The sequence below is a fragment of the Phreatobacter sp. genome (genome assembly GCF_051860605.1).
In the GTDB taxonomy this organism is placed as follows: domain Bacteria; phylum Pseudomonadota; class Alphaproteobacteria; order Rhizobiales; family Phreatobacteraceae; genus Phreatobacter.
In genome coordinates, this window is the sequence record NZ_JBHYDR010000007.1 from 113084 (window position 1) to 132772 (window position 19689).

Below are 19689 nucleotides of genomic sequence, written 5' to 3' on the forward strand. Positions count from 1 at the left end.
CGCTCAGCCCCGGGCGAGCAGCGGTGCTGCGACGGCAACGGCCGCCGCGCGGTTGTTGACGCCGAGATGGCGGAACAGCGCGGCCAGATGAATCTTCACCGTGCCGTGGCCGAGATCGAGCGCCCGCGCGATCTCCTTGTTGGAATGGCCCTGCATCAGCAGGTCGAGCACGTCCCGCTGGCGTGGCGTGAAGCGGGCAAGGTCCGGTGCCTCGGGCGGGCGCGCCGGCTCGTCACGGCTGCGGGCGGCGGCGCTCGCCAGCGTCGGCGGCACGAAGATGGCGCCCTCCATGATCGAGCGCAGCGCGGCAACGAGATCGTCGTCGCGGAGGTGCTTGGGCACATAGCCGTTGACGCCGGCCGCGAGCGCCTCCAGCACGTCGCCGCGCGCGTCGGACCCGCTGACGACGGCGATCGGCAGGCCGGGATGGCATTCGCGCACGGCGGCAAGACTTGCAGCGCCGCGCATACCGGGCATGGACAGGTCGAACAGCGCAAGCGCCACGTCATCCGTCTCGCCGAGCAGTGCCAGGGCCTCGTCGAGGGAAGCGGCCTCCTCCACCACGTCGAAGCCGAGCCGGTCCCTCAGGGTGAGGGCAAGTCCCATGCGGTAGAGACCGTGATCGTCGGCGACGATGGCGATGCGGAGCGGCATGCGGAGAGGCCTAGAGCCGGGCCGGCGCGCCTGTCAACGCACAAGGCCGTGGAACGGTCCTGCCGGCCGGCGGCTCATTCCGCCGGCGTGGTCTGCGGCGTGTGGCCGACCGGTTTCGGCTCGTTCTGGCGAACCGTACCGCGCCGCGAGATCCGGTCGCTGATGCCCTCGAACATCAGGTAGACCACCGGCGTGATGTAGAGCGTCAGAAGCTGCGAGACGGCGAGGCCCCCGACCACCGCCACGCCCAGCGGCTGGCGCAGCTCGGCGCCGGCACCGTGGCCGATGGCGATCGGCACCGCGCCGAGAATGGCGCAGAGCGTGGTCATCATGATCGGCCGGAAGCGCAGCACGGCCGCCTCGCAGATGGCGTCCTTCGCGGTGTAGCCCTGGTTCCGTCGCTCGATGGCGAAATCGACCATCATGATGGCGTTCTTCTTGACGATGCCGATGAGCATGACGAGGCCGATCATCGCGATGACCGACAGGTCGAAATTCATCAGCTGCAGCATCAGGAGCGCGCCGATGCCCGCCGAAGGCAGGCCGGACAGGATGGTCAGCGGATGGATGAAGCTCTCGTAGAGGATGCCGAGGATGATGTAGATGACCAGCACGGCGGCGAACAGCAGCAGGCCCTGGTTGGCCACCGCCTGCTGGAACACCTGCGCGGTGCCCTGGAAGCTGGTGAACACGGTGGCCGGCAGGCCGATCTCGCGGGCCGCAGCCTCGATCCGGGTCACGGCCTGCGATAGCGCGAGGCCCGGCGGCAGGTTGAACGAGATGGTGACGGCCGGCAGCTGGCCGAGATGGCCGACGGTCAGGGCGGTCGGATGCTCGCGCACGGTCGCCAGGGCATCGAGCGGCACGATCGCGCCGGTTGATGACCGCACCGAGAGCCGGCGCAGCATCGAGGCCGTATCGGCATATTTCGGATCGGCCTCAAGGATCACCTGATAGGTGTCCTCCGGCGCATAGATGGTGGTGACCTGGCGCGAGCCGAAGGCCGAATAGAGCGTCGACCGGATCTGGTCGGCATTCACGCCGAGCCGGGAAGCGGCGTCCCGGTTGACGTCGACCACAGCCGCGCGGGCGCGCATCTGCAGGTCGGAATTGACGTCGAGAATGCCCGGCAGCTGGCGCATGCGCGCCTCGAGCTGCGGCGCATACTGGCGCAGCACGTCAAGCTCGGCCGACTGCATGGTGAACTGGTACTGGCTGCGGCTCTGCACCGTGCCGAGGCTGATCGACTGGATCGGCACGAAGAAGGCCTGGATGCCCGGCACCTGGCCGGCAGCCTGCCGCAGGCGGGCAATGACCACGGGCGCGCCGTCCTTCCGCTCCGGCTTGTCGCGCAGCGTGATGAACAGGCGGCCGGCATTCTGGGTGTTGGCCGCGTTGCCGCCACCGGCATTGGCCATGACCGAGACCACGTCGGGATCCTGCCGGATGACCTCGGCAAGCTGGCGCGTGCGCACGACCATGGCCTCGAACGAGGCATCGTCCGGGCCGAGGGTCGCCGCCGTGATGAGGCCGATATCCTCCTGCGGGAAGAAGCCCTTGGGGATGTCGCGGAACATCACATAGGTGAGGCCGAAGGTGCCGGCCGTGATCATCAGCATGATGGCCGGAATGTTCACCACCTTGCGCACCGACCAGCCGTAGAAGCGGGTCAGGCCGTTGAACAGCGTTTCGAACCAGCGCAGCAGGAAGAACGGCCGCTTCTGCTCATGGTGCGGCTTGAGCATGCGCGAGCAGAGCATGGGCGTGAGCGTCAGCGAGACGATCCCGGAGATCAGGATGGCGGTGGAGATGACCACGCCGAACTGGGCGAACATGCGCCCGACCACGCCGCCCATGAACAGCACGGGAATGAACACCGCCACCAGCGAGATGGTCATGGAGATGATGGTGAAGCCGACCTCGCGCGAGCCCTCGATGGCCGCCTGGAACGGATCCTTGCCCATCTCGATGTGGCGCATGATGTTTTCGAGCATGACGATGGCATCGTCGACGACGAAACCGACCGCCAGTGTCAGCGCCAGCAGCGATATGTTGTCGATCGAATAGCCGAGCACATGCATGACCGCGAAGGTGCCGACGATGGAGATCGGCAGGGCCACGGCCGGGATGAGGGTCGCCCGCCAGGTCTTCAGGAAGAACCAGATGACGATGATGACCAGGAAGGCGGCGAGGACCAGCGTGAACTCGACGTCGGCGACGGATTCGCGAATCGACTTGGAGCGGTCGTTGAGCACCGCGATGTTGTAGGAGGCCGGCGCCTCGCGCTGGATCTGCGGCAGCAGTTCCCTCACCCGGTCGACCACGGCAACGGTGTTGGCATCGGGCTGGCGCTGGATAGCCAGCACGATGGCGCGCTGGCCGTTGAGCCAGGCGGCGATGCGGTCATTCTCCACCCCGTCGACCGGGGTTGCCACGTCCGACACGCGCACCGGGGCGCCGTTCTGCCAGGAGACGATGACCGGGCCATAGTCGGCGGCCCGGCTCACCGGTCCGGTGGCATCGAGGATGGCGGCGCGGTTGCCCTCGTTGATCTGACCAACGGGGCGGTTTGAATTGGCGTTGACCAGCGCGGTCTGCAGGTCGGTCATGGTCAGGCCGCGGGCCGCGAGCTGTTCCAGGTCCGCCCGCACGCGCACGGCATATTTCTGCGAGCCGTAGACCAGGACCTGCGCCACCCCCGGCAGGGTCGACAGGCGCGGCAGGATGGAAGAATTGCCGAACCGGTCGAGGTCGGAGAGCAGCGCCGTGTCGGAGGACAGCGCCAGGAACATTACGGGAAAGTCGGCCGGATTGACCTTCCTGAAGCCAGGCGGTGCGGAGAGGTCGGCCGGCAGGCGACGCATGGCGGTCGAGATCTGCGACTGCACGTCAAGCGCGGCGCCGTCGATGCTCCGGTTGAGGTCGAACTGCAGCACGATGGACGTGTTGCCGTAGGACGAGGTGGAGGACATCGCGGTCACGCCCGCAATGGTCGAGAACTGCTTCTCCAGCACCGACGCGACCGACGCCGCCATGGTCTCGGGGCTGGCGCCGGGCAGCTGGGCCGTCACCTGGATGGTGGGGAAGTCGACACGCGGGATCGCCGCGACGGGCAGCTGGCGGTATCCGAACATGCCGGCCGCGAGAAAGGAGACCATCAGCAGGATGGTCATCACCGGACGGCGGATGCAGAGCTCCTGCAGCATGGCGAAGCCTCCTCAGCTCTGGCCGCCGCGCGCGGCGGGCTCGCCTGAGGCGGTCCCGGGCGCACGGGTCCGGTCGATCACCCGCGAACCCTGGACGATGCGCAGCTGTCCGGAGGTCACCACCTGCTCGCCGCCGTTCAGGCCCGAGGCAATGATGACCTCGTCGCCGAGCCGGCGCGCCACCTGGACGCTGACCACCTGCGCCACGCCATCGCTGACCGTGAACACAAAAGGTCCGTTCTGACCGGCCTGCATGGCCGAGGCCGGCACGACGATGGCGTTGGGCTGCATGCCGAGCGTCACCTTCACCGGCACGAAGGAGCCGGGCCAGAGCTGCTCGGCGCCGTTCTCCATGCGCGCCTTGGCGGTGACGGTGCCGGTGGCGAGATCAACCTGGTTCTCGACGAAGGCGATGACGCCGGTGGCGGACTTGCCGCCGGCGGTGGCCTCCACCCTGATGTCCTGCGGGCTGCCGCCGAGCAGGCTGCGCAGTTCGTAGAACGTGGCCTGCGGCATGGCGAAGGCGATGTAGATCGGGTCAAGCTGGTTGATCGTCGTCATGGCCGCGGTGTCGGCGGGGCGGACGAAGGCGCCGGGCTTTGCGGCGATCGATCCGATGCGGCCGGTGATCGGCGCCGTGATCCTGGTGTAGCTGAGCTGGGTCCTGAGGCTCTCGCGGTTGGCCTCGTCGGCGGCCAGCTGGGCCTCGACGGCCTTCACGTTGGTGATGGCATTGTCGCGGGCGACATCGGTCGCGACGTTGCGGCGGGCGAGGTCCACCAGACGCTCCCGGTCGCGCGTGGCCTGCTCGAGCTGGGCACGCGTCCTGAGGATCTGGGCCTCGATCTGGGCGATCTGCGCCCGCAGCACCCGGTCGTCGAGGGTGAAGAGCAGGTCACCCTCCTTCACCGACGCGCCCTCGGCGACATGGACCTGCACGACCTGCGTGTCGAGCCGCGCCTTGATCTGCAGCGAGGCAATGGCCTGGACCGTTCCCACCGCCTCGATGACGATGGGCATGTCGCGTTTGTCGGCGCGGGCCAGGGCCACGGCAACCGGCGGGCCGCCCTGCTGGCGCCGGACCGCTCCGAACGAGGCGGGCGGCGGCGGGTGGATGATCTGCTGCACCCGCTGGTAGGCCTGTTCGGCAAGGTCCGGACGCCAGGTCGCCACGCCGCCGATCGCGGCCAGAATGCCGAAGACAATCACCACCCTGAGCATCGCGCTGTCCCGGTTCCTGGCCCGGCGCGGCTATGCGCAGACGGGCCGGCAGAGTTTCCCGAGGGTCACCCTAGCGCCTGTCATACGGTTCAGACATTCGACCCGATGGTCTAGACCACCCCTGCAAGCGATTGCGCCAGCGCGTGCGGCGCGCTAGCGCTTGGCCACCAGAGGGTGGGCACGGGCAATTGTCGGTCGCGGCGGATGCAGAACCAGGACGACGGGAAGACGATGGCAGCGCCGTCGTTGCAGCCCTCGGGCAGCGCCTTTCCGTCGAGCGCCCGCTGCGCACCGCCTCGCTCATCGTCACCCTGTTCGGCGATGCCATCGTGCCGCGTGGCGGCCGCCTGTCCATCCGCGCCCTGATCGACCTGGTGGCCGGTCTCGGCATCGAGGCGGGCGCGGTGCGCACCGCCATGTCGCGCCTGGTTGCCGATGGCCTGTTCGTCCGCCAGGGCGCCGGCCGCCGGCCCGTCTATGCGCTGTCGGCCAATGGCGAGCGCACATTCGCCGGAGCCTTCCGGCGGGTTTATGCCGGCGAGCGGCCACAGGGCGCGTCGGGCTTTCGTCTGGTCGTGCTGCCGGGCAACGGACGCCGCGGCTTCGACCCCGCCGCCCTCATCGATGCAGGCTACCGGCCGATGCTGGCCGGGCTTTACGTGGCCCATGGTTCGGCGCCCGACATCGCGCTGCCGGACGGCGCCTTCCGTCTCGACGCGGCGGCTGACAGCGAGACCACGCGCCGGGTCGCGCGCGACGTGCTCGGCAGCGCCGAGGCTGAGGCCGCCTATCGCCGGTTCTCGGCGGATTTCGGGCCGGTCGCCGGCGCCGCAATCACCGCGCCGCAACAGGCCTTCGTGCTGCGCATGCTGGCCGTCCACGCCTTCCGCCGCGCGGTCATCCACGATCCCGGCCTGCCGGACGGCCTGCTTTCCCCCGACCGGCCTGACCTCGCCGCCCGCCGGCTGATGGCCCAACTCTACCGGACGGTGGCGGGTGCGGCCGAAGCCCATCTCGATGCCGTGACGCTGGCCGACCGGGAGCCGCTGGCGCCACTCTCCATCGATCTGGCGACCCGCTTTCCGCTGCCTTGATGCCGCCCGTGCCGCAGTGCAGCGACGATTATACCGGCTAGTGTTACGGAAATTGTTGCGATCAGATTTTTTCGTAACATACTGTGGCGAGGAGGCCCCGATGTACACCCAGGCGCTGAACATCAAGGACGACGGCCCGGCCCTCGTGGATGCCGAGCGCGAGGCGCGGTTCCAGGCGCGCATCGACCGCGACGAGAAGATCGAGCCGAACGACTGGATGCCGGAGAAGTACCGGCGCACGCTGGTCCGCCAGATCTCGCAGCACGCCCATTCCGAGGTGGTCGGCATGCTTCCCGAGGGCAACTGGATCACCCGCGCGCCGTCGCTGAGGCGCAAGGCGGCGCTCCTCGCCAAGGTGCAGGACGAAGGCGGCCACGGCCTCTACCTCTATTCGGCGGCCGAGACGCTGGGCACCGCACGCGAGGAACTGCTCGACCAGCTTCTGTCGGGAAAGGCGAAATATTCCTCGATCTTCAACTATCCGGCGTTGACCTGGGCCGATATCGGCATGATCGGCTGGCTGGTGGACGGCGCCGCGATCATGAACCAGATCCCGCTCTGCCGCACGAGCTACGGCCCCTATGCGCGGGCCATGATCCGCATCTGCAAGGAGGAGAGCTTCCACCAGCGCCAGGGCTACGAGATCGTCATGACGCTCGCCCGCGGCACCGACGGCCAGAAGGCCATGGCGCAGGAGGCCCTGAACCGCTGGTGGTGGCCGGCGCTCATGATGTTCGGCCCGCCGGATTCCGAGAGCCAGCACACCGACCAGAACATGGCCTGGCGCATCAAGCGCTTCACCAACGACGAGCTTCGGCAGAAATTCGTCGATGCCACCGTGCCGCAGGGCCATTTCCTCGGCCTGGCATTTCCCGATCCGGACCTCAGGTTCAATGAGGAGACGGGCCACTGGACCTTCGGCGCCATCGACTGGGACGAGTTCCGCCGCGTGCTGGCGGGCGAGGGTCCGTGCAACCGCGAGCGGCTGGCCGCCCGCCGGAAGGCCCATGACGAGGGCACCTGGGTGCGCGAGGCGGCCCTCGCCCATGCCGCCAAGCGCCGTGCAAGGCGCGCCCTGCAGGCTGCGGAGTGACGATCATGACCACACCGACCACCCCCGACGGCGCCTGGCCCCTGTGGGAGGTGTTCATCCGCTCGCGCAACGGCATGGCACACCGGCATGTCGGCTCGCTCCACGCGGTGGACGCGGCGATGGCGCTGAAGGCCGCCCGCGACACCTACACCCGCCGGGGCGAGGGCCTGTCCGTGTGGGTGGTGCCCTCGGCGGCCATCACAGCCTCCGACCCGGCCGACCGGGATATGCTGTTCGAGCCGGCGGCCTCGAAGATCTACCGCCACCCCACCTTCTACGACGTGCCCGACGAGGTGGGCCATATGTGAGGCGCCCGGCCCCGCGCGGCACAGCCTCGAGGATCACCCGTTTCGCAGCGCCTCCCAATCCGATGGAAAGATCGCGTTGACCGACAGCCCTCTCTTTCTCGCCACGCTGCGCCTCGCCGACGATGCGCTGATTCTCGGCCATCGCCTGTCGGAATGGTGCGGCCATGCCCCGGTGCTGGAGGAGGATCTGGCGCTGGGCAATCTCGGCCTCGACCTGATCGGGCAGGCGCGTGCGCTCTACACCCATGCCGGCACCGTCGAGGGCAAGGGCCGCGACGAGGATGCACTGGCCTATCTCCGCCACGAGCACGACTATCGCAACGTGCTGCTGGTGGAGCAGCCGAACGGCGACTTCGCGCAGACCATGGTGCGCCAGCTTCTGTTCGCCGCCTTCATGCATCCCTTCCATGAGGCCATGACCGCCTCGAAGGACCAGACGCTGGCAGCCATTGCCGCAAAATCCGAGAAGGAACTGGCCTATCACGTTCGCCATGCCGGCGAATGGGTGGTGCGTCTCGGCGATGGCACGGACGAGAGCCGTCGCCGCACCATCGCGGCCCTGGAGGTGCTGTGGCCCTTTTCCGGCGAGTGGTTCGAGGTGGATGCGCCCATGCGGGCGGCGATCGAGGCCGGCTTCGTGCCGGACCCCGAGCGGCTCAGGCCAGCCTATGACGCCACGCTGGACATGGTCTTCGCCGAGGCCGGTCTCGACCGCCCGGCCATTCGCCCTTACCGGAGCGGCGGCCGCGACGGCCGGCATTCCGAGCATATGGGCTACCTGCTCGCCGAGCTTCAGTTTCTCCAGCGCAGCTATCCGGGCGCGACATGGTGAGTGCCGGGACGACCGCCCCTGATGTCGCCGACGGCATCGCGCGCCAGCGCGCCGAGGCCATGGCCATTGCCGGCGCCGTGCCCGATCCGGAAGTGCCGGTCCTGACCATTGCCGACCTCGGCGTGCTGCGCGACGTGCGCATCGAGAACGGGCAGGTTCATGCCTTCATCACGCCGACCTATTCCGGCTGCCCGGCGATGAACCTCATCGCCCTCAATGTCGAGGTGGCGCTGGAGGAGGCAGGCTTCACCCGCGTCAAGGTGACCACCGTGCTCTCGCCAGCCTGGACGACCGACTGGATGAGCCAGGAGGGCCGCGACAAGCTGCGCGCCTATGGCATCGCCCCGCCAGCGGAGAAGGCGACCCGCCGCGCCCTGTTCGGCATCGAGGAGGTCGCCTGTCCGCGCTGCGGTTCGGCCGATACCGAGAAGATCTCCGAATTCGGCTCCACGGCCTGCAAGGCCCACTGGCGCTGCCGTGCCTGCCGGGAGCCCTTCGACCATTTCAAGTGCATCTGAGGTCCTTCAGCCATGACCCCGCACTTCCATGCCCTTGCCGTCCGCGACATCCGCCGCGAGACCGATGATACGGTGTCGATCGCCTTCGCGGTGCCGGACGCCCTCGCCGAGGCCTATCGCTTCCAGCACGGCCAGTATCTGACCCTGCGCACCCATCTCGATGGCGAGGAGGTGCGCCGGTCCTACTCGATCTGCACCGGCATCGACGACGGCGACCTGCGCGTGGCGGTGAAGCGCATCGATGGCGGCCGGTTCTCGCGCTTTGCTGCCGAGGCGCTGAAGGTCGGCGATCCCATCGACGTGATGACGCCCATGGGCCGTTTCACCGCCCCGCTCGATCCCGCTGCCGCGCGCCATTATCTCGCCATCGCCTGCGGCTCGGGCATCACGCCGGTCATGTCGATCATCCGCACCGTGCTGGCCCGCGAGCCGATGAGCCGCGTGACCCTGATCTACGGCAACCGCACCGCCGCTTCGGTCATTTTCAAGGCTGAACTTGAGGACCTGAAGGACCGCTTCCTCGGCCGCCTCGCGGTCCATCACGTCCTCTCGCGCGAGGCCTCGGACTTTGCCGTCGCGCAGGGCCGTGTCGATTCATCCAAGATCGAGGCCCTGACGCGCCACCTGCCTCGCGATCGCGACGGCCGGTTCGCCGCCCATGCCTTCCTGTGCGGGCCGCAGGGCATGATCGCGGAGGCGCGGGCAACGCTGGAGCGCCTCGGACTGCCGCACGAGGCGATCCACACAGAGCTGTTCACGGCGGACGGAACCGCGCCCCGCCCGGCCGCGCCCCGGCGACCGGAAGCGTCGAACGGCCTGCCGCTCGCCATCCGGCTCGACGGGGCGATCCATTCGCTCGCCATGGAGCCGGACGAGACGGTGGTGGAGGCGGCGGTCCGCCACGGCCTCGACCTGCCCTATTCCTGCAAGGGCGGCATGTGCTGCACCTGTCGCGCAAGGCTCGTCGCCGGCGATGTCGCCATGGACCAGAACTTTTCGCTCGAGCCATGGGAACTGGAGGCCGGCTACGTGCTCACCTGCCAGTCGCGGCCCAAGCCGGGCTCCGGACCGGTCAGCGTCGATTTCGATTTCGCCTGAACGGTCTCAGCCGCCGACGGTGAGCCGCACGCGGTCGGCGCAGAAATGCGAGGCCGCCCACTGGATCGGCACGCCCTGCGGATCGACATTGATGCTCTCGATCTCCAGCACGGGCCGGCCTTCGGCGATCTCCAGCCGTGCCGAGTCGAGCGCATCGGCAATCGTCGCGCCGACGCGGGTCATGGCCCTGCGATAATCCGGCACGCCGCAGCCGGCCAGCGCCGCGGTGATCGAGCCGCTCGCGCCGTAGAATTCCGCCACCCGCTCGAATCGGGGCATCGGAAAGGCGATCACAGCCCAGGAAATCGGAACGCCGTCGGCAAAATGCATGCTTTCCAGCCGCAAAATCGGGGCGCCGGGCGACAGCCCCAGCGCCTCGGCGATCCTGTGGTCGGCGCCCGCCACCCGGTGTCCGAGCAGCTTGCCGGCCGGGTCGCGCGCCTGACCGATGACGATCTCGGAGAACCGCGTGCGGGCGCTGATCGGATAGGCCAGCGGGCGCGCCTCGACGAAAGTGCCCGAGCCCTGCGCGACGCGCACGAGGCCTCTCTCGACCAGCGACTTGATGGCCTGGCGCACCGTGTGCCGGTTGACGGCGAACCGCTGCGAGAGCTGCGCCTCCGTGGGCAGCCTGGCGCCGGGCGCCAGCCCTCCGGCTGCGATCTCGGCTTCAAGCGCCTCGGCGATCTGTCGCCAGACCGTGACGCCCCGTCCACGCGCCAGCATCAGCCCTTCCGTCATTCGCCTGTCATCCCCGCCATGACAATGGCGCCGCTCACGGACGGCGCAGGGCCGGCTTAGCCGATTGACGCGGGCGCCGCACTGTCATAAAAATGAAATGGTCTAGATCAATATACAAATCATGACCGCTTCCAACCCCCTCTCAAGCCCTGCTCCCGCCGACCGCAAGGCCGCCATGGGCCTTCTGGCCCGCGCCAGCCCCGACGAGTTGCGCGACATTGCCGCCCTGGCGCCGGACGGCGCGGTGAAGGCGCTGCGCGCACCCGAAATCGGCCTGGTCATGGTGCGCGGCCGGATCGGTGGCGACGGAGCCCCGTTCAATCTCGGCGAGGCCACCGTGACCCGCGCGGCGGTGGCCCTTGCCAGCGGCGAGGTCGGTTTCGGCCATGTCCTCGGCCGCGACCGCCGGCGCGCGGAGCAATCCGCCATCGGCGATGCGCTCTGGCAGTCTCCCCTGCATCGGCCAGCCGTCGAGGCCGCGCTTGCGGCCGTGCGCGCGCGCCTCGCGGACGAGGCCCGCGTCACCCGCGAGCGAACCGCCGCCACGCGGGTCGACTTCTTCACCATGGTGCGGGGAGAGGATTGATGACCCTTGCTGCCGCTTTTGCCGATCCGGTCCACGAATCGCAGGCCACGTTCCGGGCGGTGATGGACGCCATGGCCCGCCCCGGCACGATCCATCGCCTCGCGGGCCTTGCCGGCGCCCCGGCGCCGCTGTCGCCGGTTGCGGCGGCGGTTGCCCTGACGCTCGCCGATTTCGAGACGCCGCTCTTTCTCGACGCGCCGCTCGCCCGCGTGGCGGATATCGGCCGCTGGCTCGCCTTCCATTCCGGCGCTCCCATTGTCCGCGAAGCGTCCCTGGTGGCCTTCGCGCTGATCGCCGATCCGCTCGCCATACCGGACTTCGTGGCCTTTGCCGCCGGTACGGACATCTATCCGGATCGCTCGACGACGCTGATCGTCCAGGTCGAGGCGCTGGAGAGCGGGACCGTCGGACAGCCGACCCAGACGCTCCTGCTCGACGGTCCGGGCATCAGGGACACGACGGCGATCAGCGTGAGCGGCCTGCCGGCCGATATTGTCGGGCGGCTTGCTGCCAACCGTGCGCTGTTTCCGCGCGGTGTCGATCTCGTCCTCGCCGCGCCGGAAGCGATCGCCGCCCTGCCGCGCTCCACCCGCGTGCGCGCCCCCTCGCAAGGAGCCTGACATGTATGTGGCTGTGAAGGGCGGCGAGAAGGCCATCGACAATGCCCACCGCCTGCTCGCCCATGCCCGGCGTGGCGATCCGCAGGTGCCGGAAATAGCGCCGGTCCAGATCCGAGAGCAGCTGACACTGGCCGTCGACCGGGTGATGACAGAAGGCTCGCTGCATGACCGCGACCTGGCCGCGCTGGCGATCAAGCAGGCGCGCGGCGACCTCGTGGAGGCTTCTTTCCTGGTGCGCGCCTTCCGCACCACCCTGCCACGCTTCGGCATGGCCGAGCCTGTGGACACCGGGGCGATGACCGTGCGCCGGCGCGTCTCCGCGACCTTCAAGGACCTGCCCGGCGGGCAGGTGCTCGGCCCGACCTTCGACTACACCCACCGCCTCGTCGATTTCCTTCTGGAGGCCGGCGCGGAGGTCCCGGAGCCCGCGAGCGCCCCGGCAGACGGGGCGCCAATGCCGCGCGTCACCGATCTGCTCGGCCAGGACGCCCTGATCGAGCAGAACCCCCTGCCCGATCCGGATGCGCCGGTCGGCGACCTGACCCGCACGCCGCTCCAGATCCCCGCAGACCGCGACCTGCGCCTGCAGAACCTTGCCCGCGGCGACGAGGGCTTCGTGCTGGCGCTCGGCTATTCCACGCAGCGCGGCTTCGGCCGCTCGCACCCCTTCGTCGGCGAGATCCGGCTCGGCGAGGTGGAGGTGGAACTGTTCGTCGAGGAACTCGGCTTTGCCGTGCCGCTCGGCGATATCACCGTCACCGAATGCCAGATGGTCAACCAGTTCAAGGGCTCGGCACAGGAAGCCCCGCGCTTCACCCGCGGCTACGGGCTCGCCTTCGGCCATTGCGAGCGCAAGACCATGGCCATGGCGCTGGTCGACCGGGCGCTGCGTGCCCGCGAGCTTGGCGAGGAGGTGAAGGCGCCGGCGCAGGACGAGGAGTTCGTCCTGATGCATTCGGACAACGTGCAGGCGACAGGCTTCGTCGAGCACCTGAAGCTGCCGCACTATGTCGACTTCCAGGCCGAACTGGCGCTGATCCGGCAGATGCATCGCGAGATTGCCGAACGCGGGATGGCCTGCGGGGACGAAACAGCCCAACCCTTCGAGGAGGCCGCCGAATGAGCGCGCAGCGGGACGTTACGGCCTCCGCCAGCGGGCAGGCCTACAACTTTGCCTATCTCGACGAGCAGACCAAGCGGATGATCCGTCGGGCGATCCTGAAGGCCATCGCCATTCCCGGCTATCAGGTGCCCTTCGCCTCCCGCGAGATGCCCATGCCCTATGGCTGGGGCACCGGCGGCGTGCAGGTCACCGCCGCCATCCTCGGCGCGAGCGACATCCTCAAGGTGATCGACCAGGGCGCCGACGACACGACCAATGCCGTGTCCATCCGCAAGTTCTTCCAGACCACCGCGGGCGTTGAGACCACCACCAGCACCGCCGAGGCGACCATCATCCAGACGCGCCACCGCATCCCGGAAAAGACGCTGACCGACGGCCAGGTGCTCGTCTATCAGGTGCCCATTCCCGAACCGCTGCGCTTCCTGGAGCCGCGCGAGACCGAGACACGGCTGATGCACGCGCTGTCGGACTACGGGCTCATCCATGTGAAGCTCTATGAGGACATCGCCCGGCACGGCCATATCGCCACCACCTATGCCTATCCCGTCATGGTCGCGGGCCGCTACGTGATGGACCCCTCGCCGACCCCGAAATTCGACAATCCGAAGATGGACGACTGCGCCGCGCTCCAGCTGTTCGGCGCCGGCCGCGAAAAGCGCATCTACGCCGTGCCGCCGCACACGCGGGTGGTCTCGCTCGACTTCGAGGACCACCCCTTCGAGCCGACCAGATTCGACCGGGCCTGCGATCTTTGCGGGGGGACGCATACCTATCTCGACGAGGTCATCACGGACGATGCCGGAGGGCGCATGTTCGTCTGTTCCGACACCGACCATTGCGAGGAGCGCCGCGCCGAGGGTCATCGCGGCGCCCTGCTCGGCGAGGCTCCGTCTGCCATCGCGGGAGGCCGGCCATGACCGCCGCCGCGATGACCGATACCCCCCTGCTGACCGCCGAGGGCGTGACCAGGCACTACGGCGCCCGCCTCGGCTGCCGCGACCTGTCGTTCGAGCTGTTTCCCGGCGAGGTGCTGGCTGTGGTCGGCGAATCCGGCTCGGGAAAGTCGACGCTGCTGAAGCTGATCTCAGGCCAGATGGAGCTCACCGCCGGCCGCGTGCTCTATGCCATGCGCGACGGCGTCACGCGCGACATCGTCTCGCTCAGCGAGGCCGAGCGGCGTTTTCTCGCCCGCACAGACTGGGGCTTCGTCCATCAAGATGCCGCCGAGGGGCTGCGCATGGGGGTCTCTGCGGGAGCCAATGTCGGCGAACGGCTGATGGCGGTCGGCTGGCGCCATTACGGGAAGATCCGCGCCGAGGCGGAAACCTGGCTGGAGCGCGTCGAAATCGACCGCGGGCGCATCGATGACAGGCCAACGTCCTATTCGGGCGGCATGCGCCAGCGCCTGCAGATCGCCCGCAACCTGGTCACCGCACCGCGCCTCGTGTTCATGGACGAGCCGACCGGCGGGCTCGACGTGTCGGTGCAGGCGCGCCTGCTCGACCTGCTGCGAAGCCTCGTCGCGGATCTGGGTCTGGCGGCCGTGGTGGTCACCCACGATCTCGCCGTGGCGCGGCTCCTGTCCCACCGCATTCTGGTGATGAAGGAGGGCCGCGCCATCGAGACGGGCCTCACCGACCAGGTGCTCGACGACCCGCGCGAGCCCTATACCCAGCTCCTCGTCTCCTCGATCCTGCAGCCGTGAGGCCCTCATCGTGACCGGCGCACCGCTCCTGACCATCGAGGGCCTGACCAAGGCCTTCACTATGCACCTGCAGCACGGGCTCGCCATCCCCGTGGTGGCTGGCGTCGACCTTGCCGTGGCGCCGGGAGAATGCGTCGTGCTCGGCGGCCCCTCGGGCGCCGGCAAGTCGTCGATCCTGAAGATGATCTACGGCAACTACCGCACCAATTCGGGCACCATACGGGTGCGCGCGGACGGTCACGACGTCGATGTGGCGACCGCTACCCCGCGCGCGATGCTCGCCCTGCGGCGCACCACCATCGGCTATGTCTCGCAGTTCCTGCGCGCGATCCCCCGCGTGCCAGCCATCGCCGTCGTCGCCGAGGCCGCCAGCGCCTTCGGCATCCCCGCCGCGGAGGCGCGCGAGCGGGCGGCCGGCCTGCTCTCCCGCCTGAACGTGCCGGAGCGGCTCTGGTCCCTGCCACCGGCGACCTTTTCCGGCGGCGAGCAGCAGCGCGTGAACATCGCGCGCGGCTTCATTGCCGATCATCCGCTGCTGCTGCTCGACGAGCCGACCGCCTCGCTCGACGCTGTCAACCGCGCCGCGGTGGTGGACCTGATCGAGGTCAAGAAGGCGGCCGGAACCGCCATCGTCGGCATCTTCCACGACGACGACGTGCGCGAGCGCGTCGCCACCCGCATCATCGACATCACCCGTTTCGCCCCGGCACGCGCCGCCTGACCCAGAGCATGACCATGTCCCCGTCCGACGATACCGGAAGCCTTGCCCTGTTCTCGCGCCGCGTCGTGCTGGCCGATCGCGAGGTCATTGCGACCGTGGTGGTCGAGAACGGCCTGATCGCGGCGATCGAGGAGGAGCGCCAGCGACCGGAGGCCATCGACCTCGGCGAGGACCTGCTGATCCCGGGCCTTGTCGAACTGCATACGGACCATCTCGAACCCCATTACCAGCCGCGCCCCAAGGTGCATTGGGAGCCGCTCTCCGCCGTCTTCGCCTATGATGCGCAGATCGCGACCTCCGGCATCACGACCGTTTTCGACAGCCTCAGGATCGGGACGGACGATGACCGGATGACGGCAGCCGATGGCCTGCTCGTCCTCTCCGAGGCGATCGAGGCCGCCAAGGTCACGGGGCTTCTGCGCGCGGACCATCACACCCATCTGCGCTGCGAGATTCCCTCGCGCGGGGTCGTCGAGGAGGCCGGTGCCTATCTGGCCCGCTTCGACGTGCGCCTGATGTCGCTGATGGACCATACGCCCGGCCAGCGCCAGTTCCGCGACGAGGAGAAGCTGCGCACCTATTACCGCGGCAAGACCGGCCTGACGGAAGCCGATCTCGACCGCCTGTTCGACAATCGCCGCGCGCGAGCCGCCGAAATCGGCGAACCCAACAAGCGCGGTCTGGTGGCGCTCGCCCATGAGCGCGGCATCGCACTCGCCAGCCACGACGACACGCTGGAGGACCACGTCGCCGAATCCCTTGCCGACAGGGTTTCCATCGCCGAGTTTCCGACCACCGTGGAGGCTGCGAAGGCCTCGCACGGCGCCGGCATCGCGGTGCTCATGGGCGCGCCGAACGTGGTGCGCGGCGGCTCGCATTCCGGAAATGTCTCGGCAGTCGATCTCGCCGCGCGCGGTATGCTCGACATCCTGTCCTCCGACTATGTTCCGATCAGCCTGATCCAGGGTGCCTTCGCACTGGGCGCCGTGGAGGCCATGGGCGGCCTGCCGGGAGCGCTGCGCACCGTCACCAAGACGCCTGCCGATGCCACCGGCATGACCGATCGCGGCGAGATCGCCATCGGCCGGCGTGGCGACCTGGTGCGCGTTGCCCTGATCGGCGAGCAGCCGGTGGTCCGCCAGGTCTGGCGCACGGGCCTGCGGGTCGCGTGAACGAAACGGCAGGGGCCTCGCCATGGAATCCCCGGACAAGACGGAACGAGCGGGCAGCACCCGGCCTGTCATCGGCCCCGGCCGGCTGGTTCTGGTGGTCGGGCCGAGCGGAGCCGGCAAGGACACCGTCATCCGGGCGGCCCGCAGCCGGCTCGGTCATGACGAGGCCTATCTGTTCCCGCGCCGGGTGGTGACCCGCCCGCCCTCTGCGGCCGAGGACAATATCGAGGCCGATCCCGACACATTCGCCCGGATGGAGGAAGCCGGCGGCTTCGCCCTCGTCTGGTCGGCCCATGGCCACCGCTACGGCATCCCTGCCGTCATCGACCATGCGGTCTATGAGGGCCGCACGGTGGTGTGCAACGTCTCGCGCCAGGTGATCGACCTCGCCCGCAGGCGCTATGAGCACCTCACCGTCGTCGAGATCACCGCGCCGGCCGACATCCTGGCAGCGCGCATTGCCGCCCGCGGACGCTCCTCCGACAGCGCCTCCGCCGACCGTCTCGACCGGCGCCCCGCCGGTTCCGTGGAGGCCGATGTGACCGTGGTCAATGACGGCGAGCCCGAAGAGGCGGTGATGAGGTTCCTCGCCATCCTGGCCGGACCGGCACGCCCGGCTTCAGGCGCCGTCGCGCCCGGCCGCAGCGACCGTCGGCCTCTCTAGGGGACTTTTCTGATTGCGCTTGGAGGCCATTCCCGCCTCAGATGCAGCGCGAGGAGGAGGGCCCGACGTGAATCGCTATGTGGCGCAGATCCCCATGACCATTGCCTGTCCCGAGGCGATGGAATTTGTCGTTCGAGACGTTCTCGGTGGCGAGTATGAACCCAATCTCGACGGATCGGGCTTCACCATCCTCGATATCGGCGCCAATGTCGGCTCCTTTGCCCTCTGGGCGTCGGCACGCTGGCCCGGCAGCCGGGTCACCTCCTACGAGCCGCATCCCGGCACGTTCGACTATCTGAAGCGCAACACGGCCGGCCGTGGCGACATCACCATCGTCAATGCCGCCCTGTTTCCCGGCAGCGAGAAGAAGGCCACGTTCCTCAGCCGCTATGCCGGCGACGGGGAATCGGGGCTTGCCGCCTATTCCGGCGAGACTTTCGTGGAGGGCGCGATGGTGGAGAGCTACGAGGTCGACGTGATCGACCCGGCAAGCCTCGCCTCGGCCGATATCGTCAAGATCGACATCGAGGGCGGCGAAGGCGACGTCCTCGCTCATCTCGACCTGTCCGGCACGTCGCTGGTGCTGCTGGAGTTCCAGAACCGGCGCAACCTCGACAGCATCCTCGCCACGCTCGCCGCCGATTTCGAGATTGTCGAGCGGATCGAGTATTCCTGGGATCCCCTGCTGTCCCAGAACGACTACCGCACCGATCTGGCCGGCGACGTCTTCGGCCGGGTCTTCGCCCTTCGTCGCGGCCAGAGTCGCCTTGTGCGGCGGGAGCCGGTCGGGCACTGAAGGGGTGCAGCCCATGGGCTTTCGCAGTCAGGCTGCGCCCATGACCTTGCGCATCGCCCGCGCGAACCCCGCGTCCGTCCCGACTGCCGAGGTGCCTCTTGGATGAGAAGCTGACCCCTGATGTCTGCGTCATCGGAGCCGGCTCGGGCGGCCTGACGGTCGCGGCGTTCTGCGCCATGCTCGGCGCCCCGGTCGTGCTGGTCGAGCGCGGCCTGATGGGCGGCGACTGCCTCAATGCCGGCTGCGTGCCGTCCAAGGCGCTGATCGCGGCCGCGCGCGCAGCCGACATGGTCCATGAGGCCCCGGCCTTCGGCATCGGCTCGGGGCGCAGCAAGGTCAATGTCGAGCATGTCCGCGAGCACATCCGCGAAACCATCGCCACCATTGCCCCCAACGACTCCGAGGCGCGGTTCGCCGCCCTTGGCGTCAGGGTGATCCGCGGCGAGGCGGCCTTCCGCGATCCGTCCACCGTCGAGGTGGGCACCACCACCATCGCCGCCCGGCGCTTCGTCATCGCCACCGGATCGCGCCCGTTCATTCCAGCGATTCCGGGGCTGGACGGCGTGCCCTACCTGACCAACGAGAGCGTTTTCGAACTTGGCGAGTTGCCGCGGCACCTGGCGGTGATCGGCGCGGGCCCGGTGGGCCTTGAGATCGCCCAGTCCTGGCGGCGCCTCGGTGCCGAGGTCACCGTGCTCGAGCGCGACAGGATGCTCGCGTCCGAAGACCCGGAAATGGTGCGCCCGGTTCGCGACGCCCTGGTCGAGGACGGCATTGCCTTGCACGAGGGCGCCGAGGTGTTCCGGGTCGAGGGCGAGGCCGGGGCGCTTCGCCTGCATGTGCGGCGCGGCGAGGAGGAGGGTCTTCTCGAGGCGAGCCACCTGCTGGTTGCCGTGGGGCGCCAGCCGGCCCTGGATGCGCTGGCCCTCGACAAGGCCGGCATCACGCACTCGGCCCGCGGCGTCACGGTGGATCGCGGCCTGCGGACCACGAACCGGCGTGTCTATGCGATCGGCGATGCGAGCGGCGCGCCGCAATTCACCCATGTCGCCGGCTGGCACGGCTCGCTGGTTGCCCAGAACATCCTGTTCCGCAGACCGGTCCGCACCGACCGCACGCCGGTTCCACGCGTGGTGTTCACCGATCCGGAACTCGCCCATGTCGGCCAGACCGAGGCCGAGGCGCGGGCGAGCGATGCCCGAACGCGCGTGCTGCGCTGGCCCTTCAGCGAGAACGACCGGGCCGTGGCCATGCGCCGGACGCGCGGCCATGTGAAGCTGGTCATCGGCCGGAAGGGCCGCCTTCTCGGCTGCACGATCACCGGCCATGAGGCGGGGGAACTGATCGCCCCGTTCGTTCTGGCCGTATCAAAGTCCATGACGGTCCAGGATCTCGCCGGCATGGTGCTGCCATATCCGACGCTGGCGGAGATAGGCAAACGGGCCGCGGGCACCTATTTTCAGTCCAGCATTGGCAATCCATGGATCGGCCGGATCGTTCGCCTGCTGCGGCGCTTCGGCTGATCTCAACCGATCCG

General features: G+C 68.8%; 20 protein-coding genes. 16 read left to right on the plus strand and 4 right to left on the minus strand.

Going from position 1 to position 19689, the window contains the following annotated elements; translation table 11 throughout:
• Positions 1-3 precede the first annotated feature (3 nt).
• From ACTIFS_RS13920 to ACTIFS_RS13930, 3 genes are all read right to left on the minus strand, one after another.
• The gene (locus tag ACTIFS_RS13920; protein WP_439574712.1) at positions 4-654 is read right to left on the minus strand and encodes a response regulator; all 651 of its coding nucleotides are present in this window, start codon (positions 652-654) and stop codon (positions 4-6) included.
• A 74-nt stretch (positions 655-728) separates the two neighbouring features.
• Entirely contained in the window at positions 729-3860 is a 3132-nt protein-coding gene (locus ACTIFS_RS13925) for an efflux RND transporter permease subunit (protein ID WP_439574713.1), read from the minus strand.
• 12 nt (positions 3861-3872) lie between these two features.
• On the minus strand, positions 3873-5081 hold the full coding sequence (locus ACTIFS_RS13930; RefSeq protein ID WP_439574714.1) for an efflux RND transporter periplasmic adaptor subunit: 1209 nt from the start codon (positions 5079-5081) through the stop codon (positions 3873-3875).
• Positions 5082-5269: 188 nt separating this feature from the next.
• On the opposite strand from ACTIFS_RS13930, the gene ACTIFS_RS13935 reads away from it, so the two are divergent.
• The 6 genes from ACTIFS_RS13935 (at position 5270) to paaE (ending at position 10024) form a co-directional block, all read left to right on the plus strand.
• Positions 5270-6175 (plus strand): PaaX family transcriptional regulator C-terminal domain-containing protein, encoded by a 906-nt coding sequence (locus ACTIFS_RS13935; protein WP_439574715.1) that lies wholly within the window; start codon positions 5270-5272, stop codon positions 6173-6175.
• Positions 6176-6275: 100 nt separating this feature from the next.
• On the plus strand, positions 6276-7268 hold the full coding sequence (gene paaA / locus ACTIFS_RS13940; protein ID WP_439574716.1) for a 1,2-phenylacetyl-CoA epoxidase subunit PaaA: 993 nt from the start codon (positions 6276-6278) through the stop codon (positions 7266-7268).
• Between the two features lie 5 nt (positions 7269-7273).
• Complete coding sequence (paaB, locus tag ACTIFS_RS13945; RefSeq protein ID WP_439574717.1) at positions 7274-7576, plus strand: 1,2-phenylacetyl-CoA epoxidase subunit PaaB; 303 nt, start codon at positions 7274-7276, stop codon at positions 7574-7576.
• Between the two features lie 70 nt (positions 7577-7646).
• Positions 7647-8408, plus strand: coding sequence for a 1,2-phenylacetyl-CoA epoxidase subunit PaaC (gene paaC, locus ACTIFS_RS13950; protein ID WP_439574823.1), 762 nt, complete (start codon positions 7647-7649; stop codon positions 8406-8408).
• Positions 8409-8467: 59 nt separating this feature from the next.
• A complete protein-coding gene (paaD, locus tag ACTIFS_RS13955; protein ID WP_439574824.1) occupies positions 8468-8926 on the plus strand; it encodes a 1,2-phenylacetyl-CoA epoxidase subunit PaaD in 459 nt (152 codons plus the stop codon).
• 12 nt (positions 8927-8938) lie between these two features.
• Positions 8939-10024 (plus strand): 1,2-phenylacetyl-CoA epoxidase subunit PaaE, encoded by a 1086-nt coding sequence (gene paaE / locus ACTIFS_RS13960; protein WP_439574718.1) that lies wholly within the window; start codon positions 8939-8941, stop codon positions 10022-10024.
• Between the two features lie 6 nt (positions 10025-10030).
• Here paaE and phnF read toward each other — a convergent pair whose 3' ends face one another.
• Positions 10031-10765, minus strand: coding sequence for a phosphonate metabolism transcriptional regulator PhnF (gene phnF, locus ACTIFS_RS13965; protein WP_439574719.1), 735 nt, complete (start codon positions 10763-10765; stop codon positions 10031-10033).
• 121 nt (positions 10766-10886) lie between these two features.
• Here phnF and phnG point away from each other — a divergent pair, with 121 nt between their 5' ends.
• The 10 genes from phnG (at position 10887) to ACTIFS_RS14015 (ending at position 19675) form a co-directional block, all read left to right on the plus strand.
• Positions 10887-11351 carry a phosphonate C-P lyase system protein PhnG gene (gene phnG / locus ACTIFS_RS13970; RefSeq protein WP_439574720.1) on the plus strand — a complete coding sequence of 155 codons (465 nt, stop codon included), beginning with the start codon at positions 10887-10889 and terminating at the stop codon, positions 11349-11351.
• Complete coding sequence (gene phnH, locus ACTIFS_RS13975; protein WP_439574721.1) at positions 11351-11971, plus strand: phosphonate C-P lyase system protein PhnH; 621 nt, start codon at positions 11351-11353, stop codon at positions 11969-11971. The genes phnG and phnH overlap by 1 nt, the downstream gene beginning before the upstream one ends.
• 1 nt (position 11972) lies before the next feature.
• Positions 11973-13094, plus strand: a complete 1122-nt coding sequence (locus ACTIFS_RS13980; RefSeq protein ID WP_439574722.1) for a carbon-phosphorus lyase complex subunit PhnI — start codon at positions 11973-11975, stop codon at positions 13092-13094.
• On the plus strand, positions 13091-14011 hold the full coding sequence (locus ACTIFS_RS13985) for an alpha-D-ribose 1-methylphosphonate 5-phosphate C-P-lyase PhnJ (RefSeq protein WP_439574723.1): 921 nt from the start codon (positions 13091-13093) through the stop codon (positions 14009-14011). The genes ACTIFS_RS13980 and ACTIFS_RS13985 overlap by 4 nt, the downstream gene beginning before the upstream one ends.
• Positions 14008-14799 carry a phosphonate C-P lyase system protein PhnK gene (gene phnK, locus ACTIFS_RS13990; protein ID WP_439574724.1) on the plus strand — a complete coding sequence of 264 codons (792 nt, stop codon included), beginning with the start codon at positions 14008-14010 and terminating at the stop codon, positions 14797-14799. The genes ACTIFS_RS13985 and phnK overlap by 4 nt, the downstream gene beginning before the upstream one ends.
• A gap of 7 nt (positions 14800-14806) precedes the next feature.
• Positions 14807-15520: a phosphonate C-P lyase system protein PhnL gene (gene phnL, locus ACTIFS_RS13995; RefSeq protein WP_439574825.1), complete on the plus strand. Its 714-nt coding sequence runs from the start codon at positions 14807-14809 to the stop codon at positions 15518-15520.
• 8 nt (positions 15521-15528) lie between these two features.
• A complete protein-coding gene (locus ACTIFS_RS14000) occupies positions 15529-16692 on the plus strand; it encodes an alpha-D-ribose 1-methylphosphonate 5-triphosphate diphosphatase (protein ID WP_439574725.1) in 1164 nt (387 codons plus the stop codon).
• Positions 16693-16714: 22 nt separating this feature from the next.
• Entirely contained in the window at positions 16715-17356 is a 642-nt protein-coding gene (gene phnN / locus ACTIFS_RS14005; RefSeq protein ID WP_439574726.1) for a phosphonate metabolism protein/1,5-bisphosphokinase (PRPP-forming) PhnN, read from the plus strand.
• A gap of 67 nt (positions 17357-17423) precedes the next feature.
• The gene (locus ACTIFS_RS14010) at positions 17424-18152 is read left to right on the plus strand and encodes an FkbM family methyltransferase (protein WP_439574727.1); all 729 of its coding nucleotides are present in this window, start codon (positions 17424-17426) and stop codon (positions 18150-18152) included.
• Between the two features lie 98 nt (positions 18153-18250).
• Positions 18251-19675 (plus strand): dihydrolipoyl dehydrogenase family protein, encoded by a 1425-nt coding sequence (locus ACTIFS_RS14015; RefSeq protein WP_439574728.1) that lies wholly within the window; start codon positions 18251-18253, stop codon positions 19673-19675.
• Positions 19676-19689: the final 14 nt, after the last annotated feature.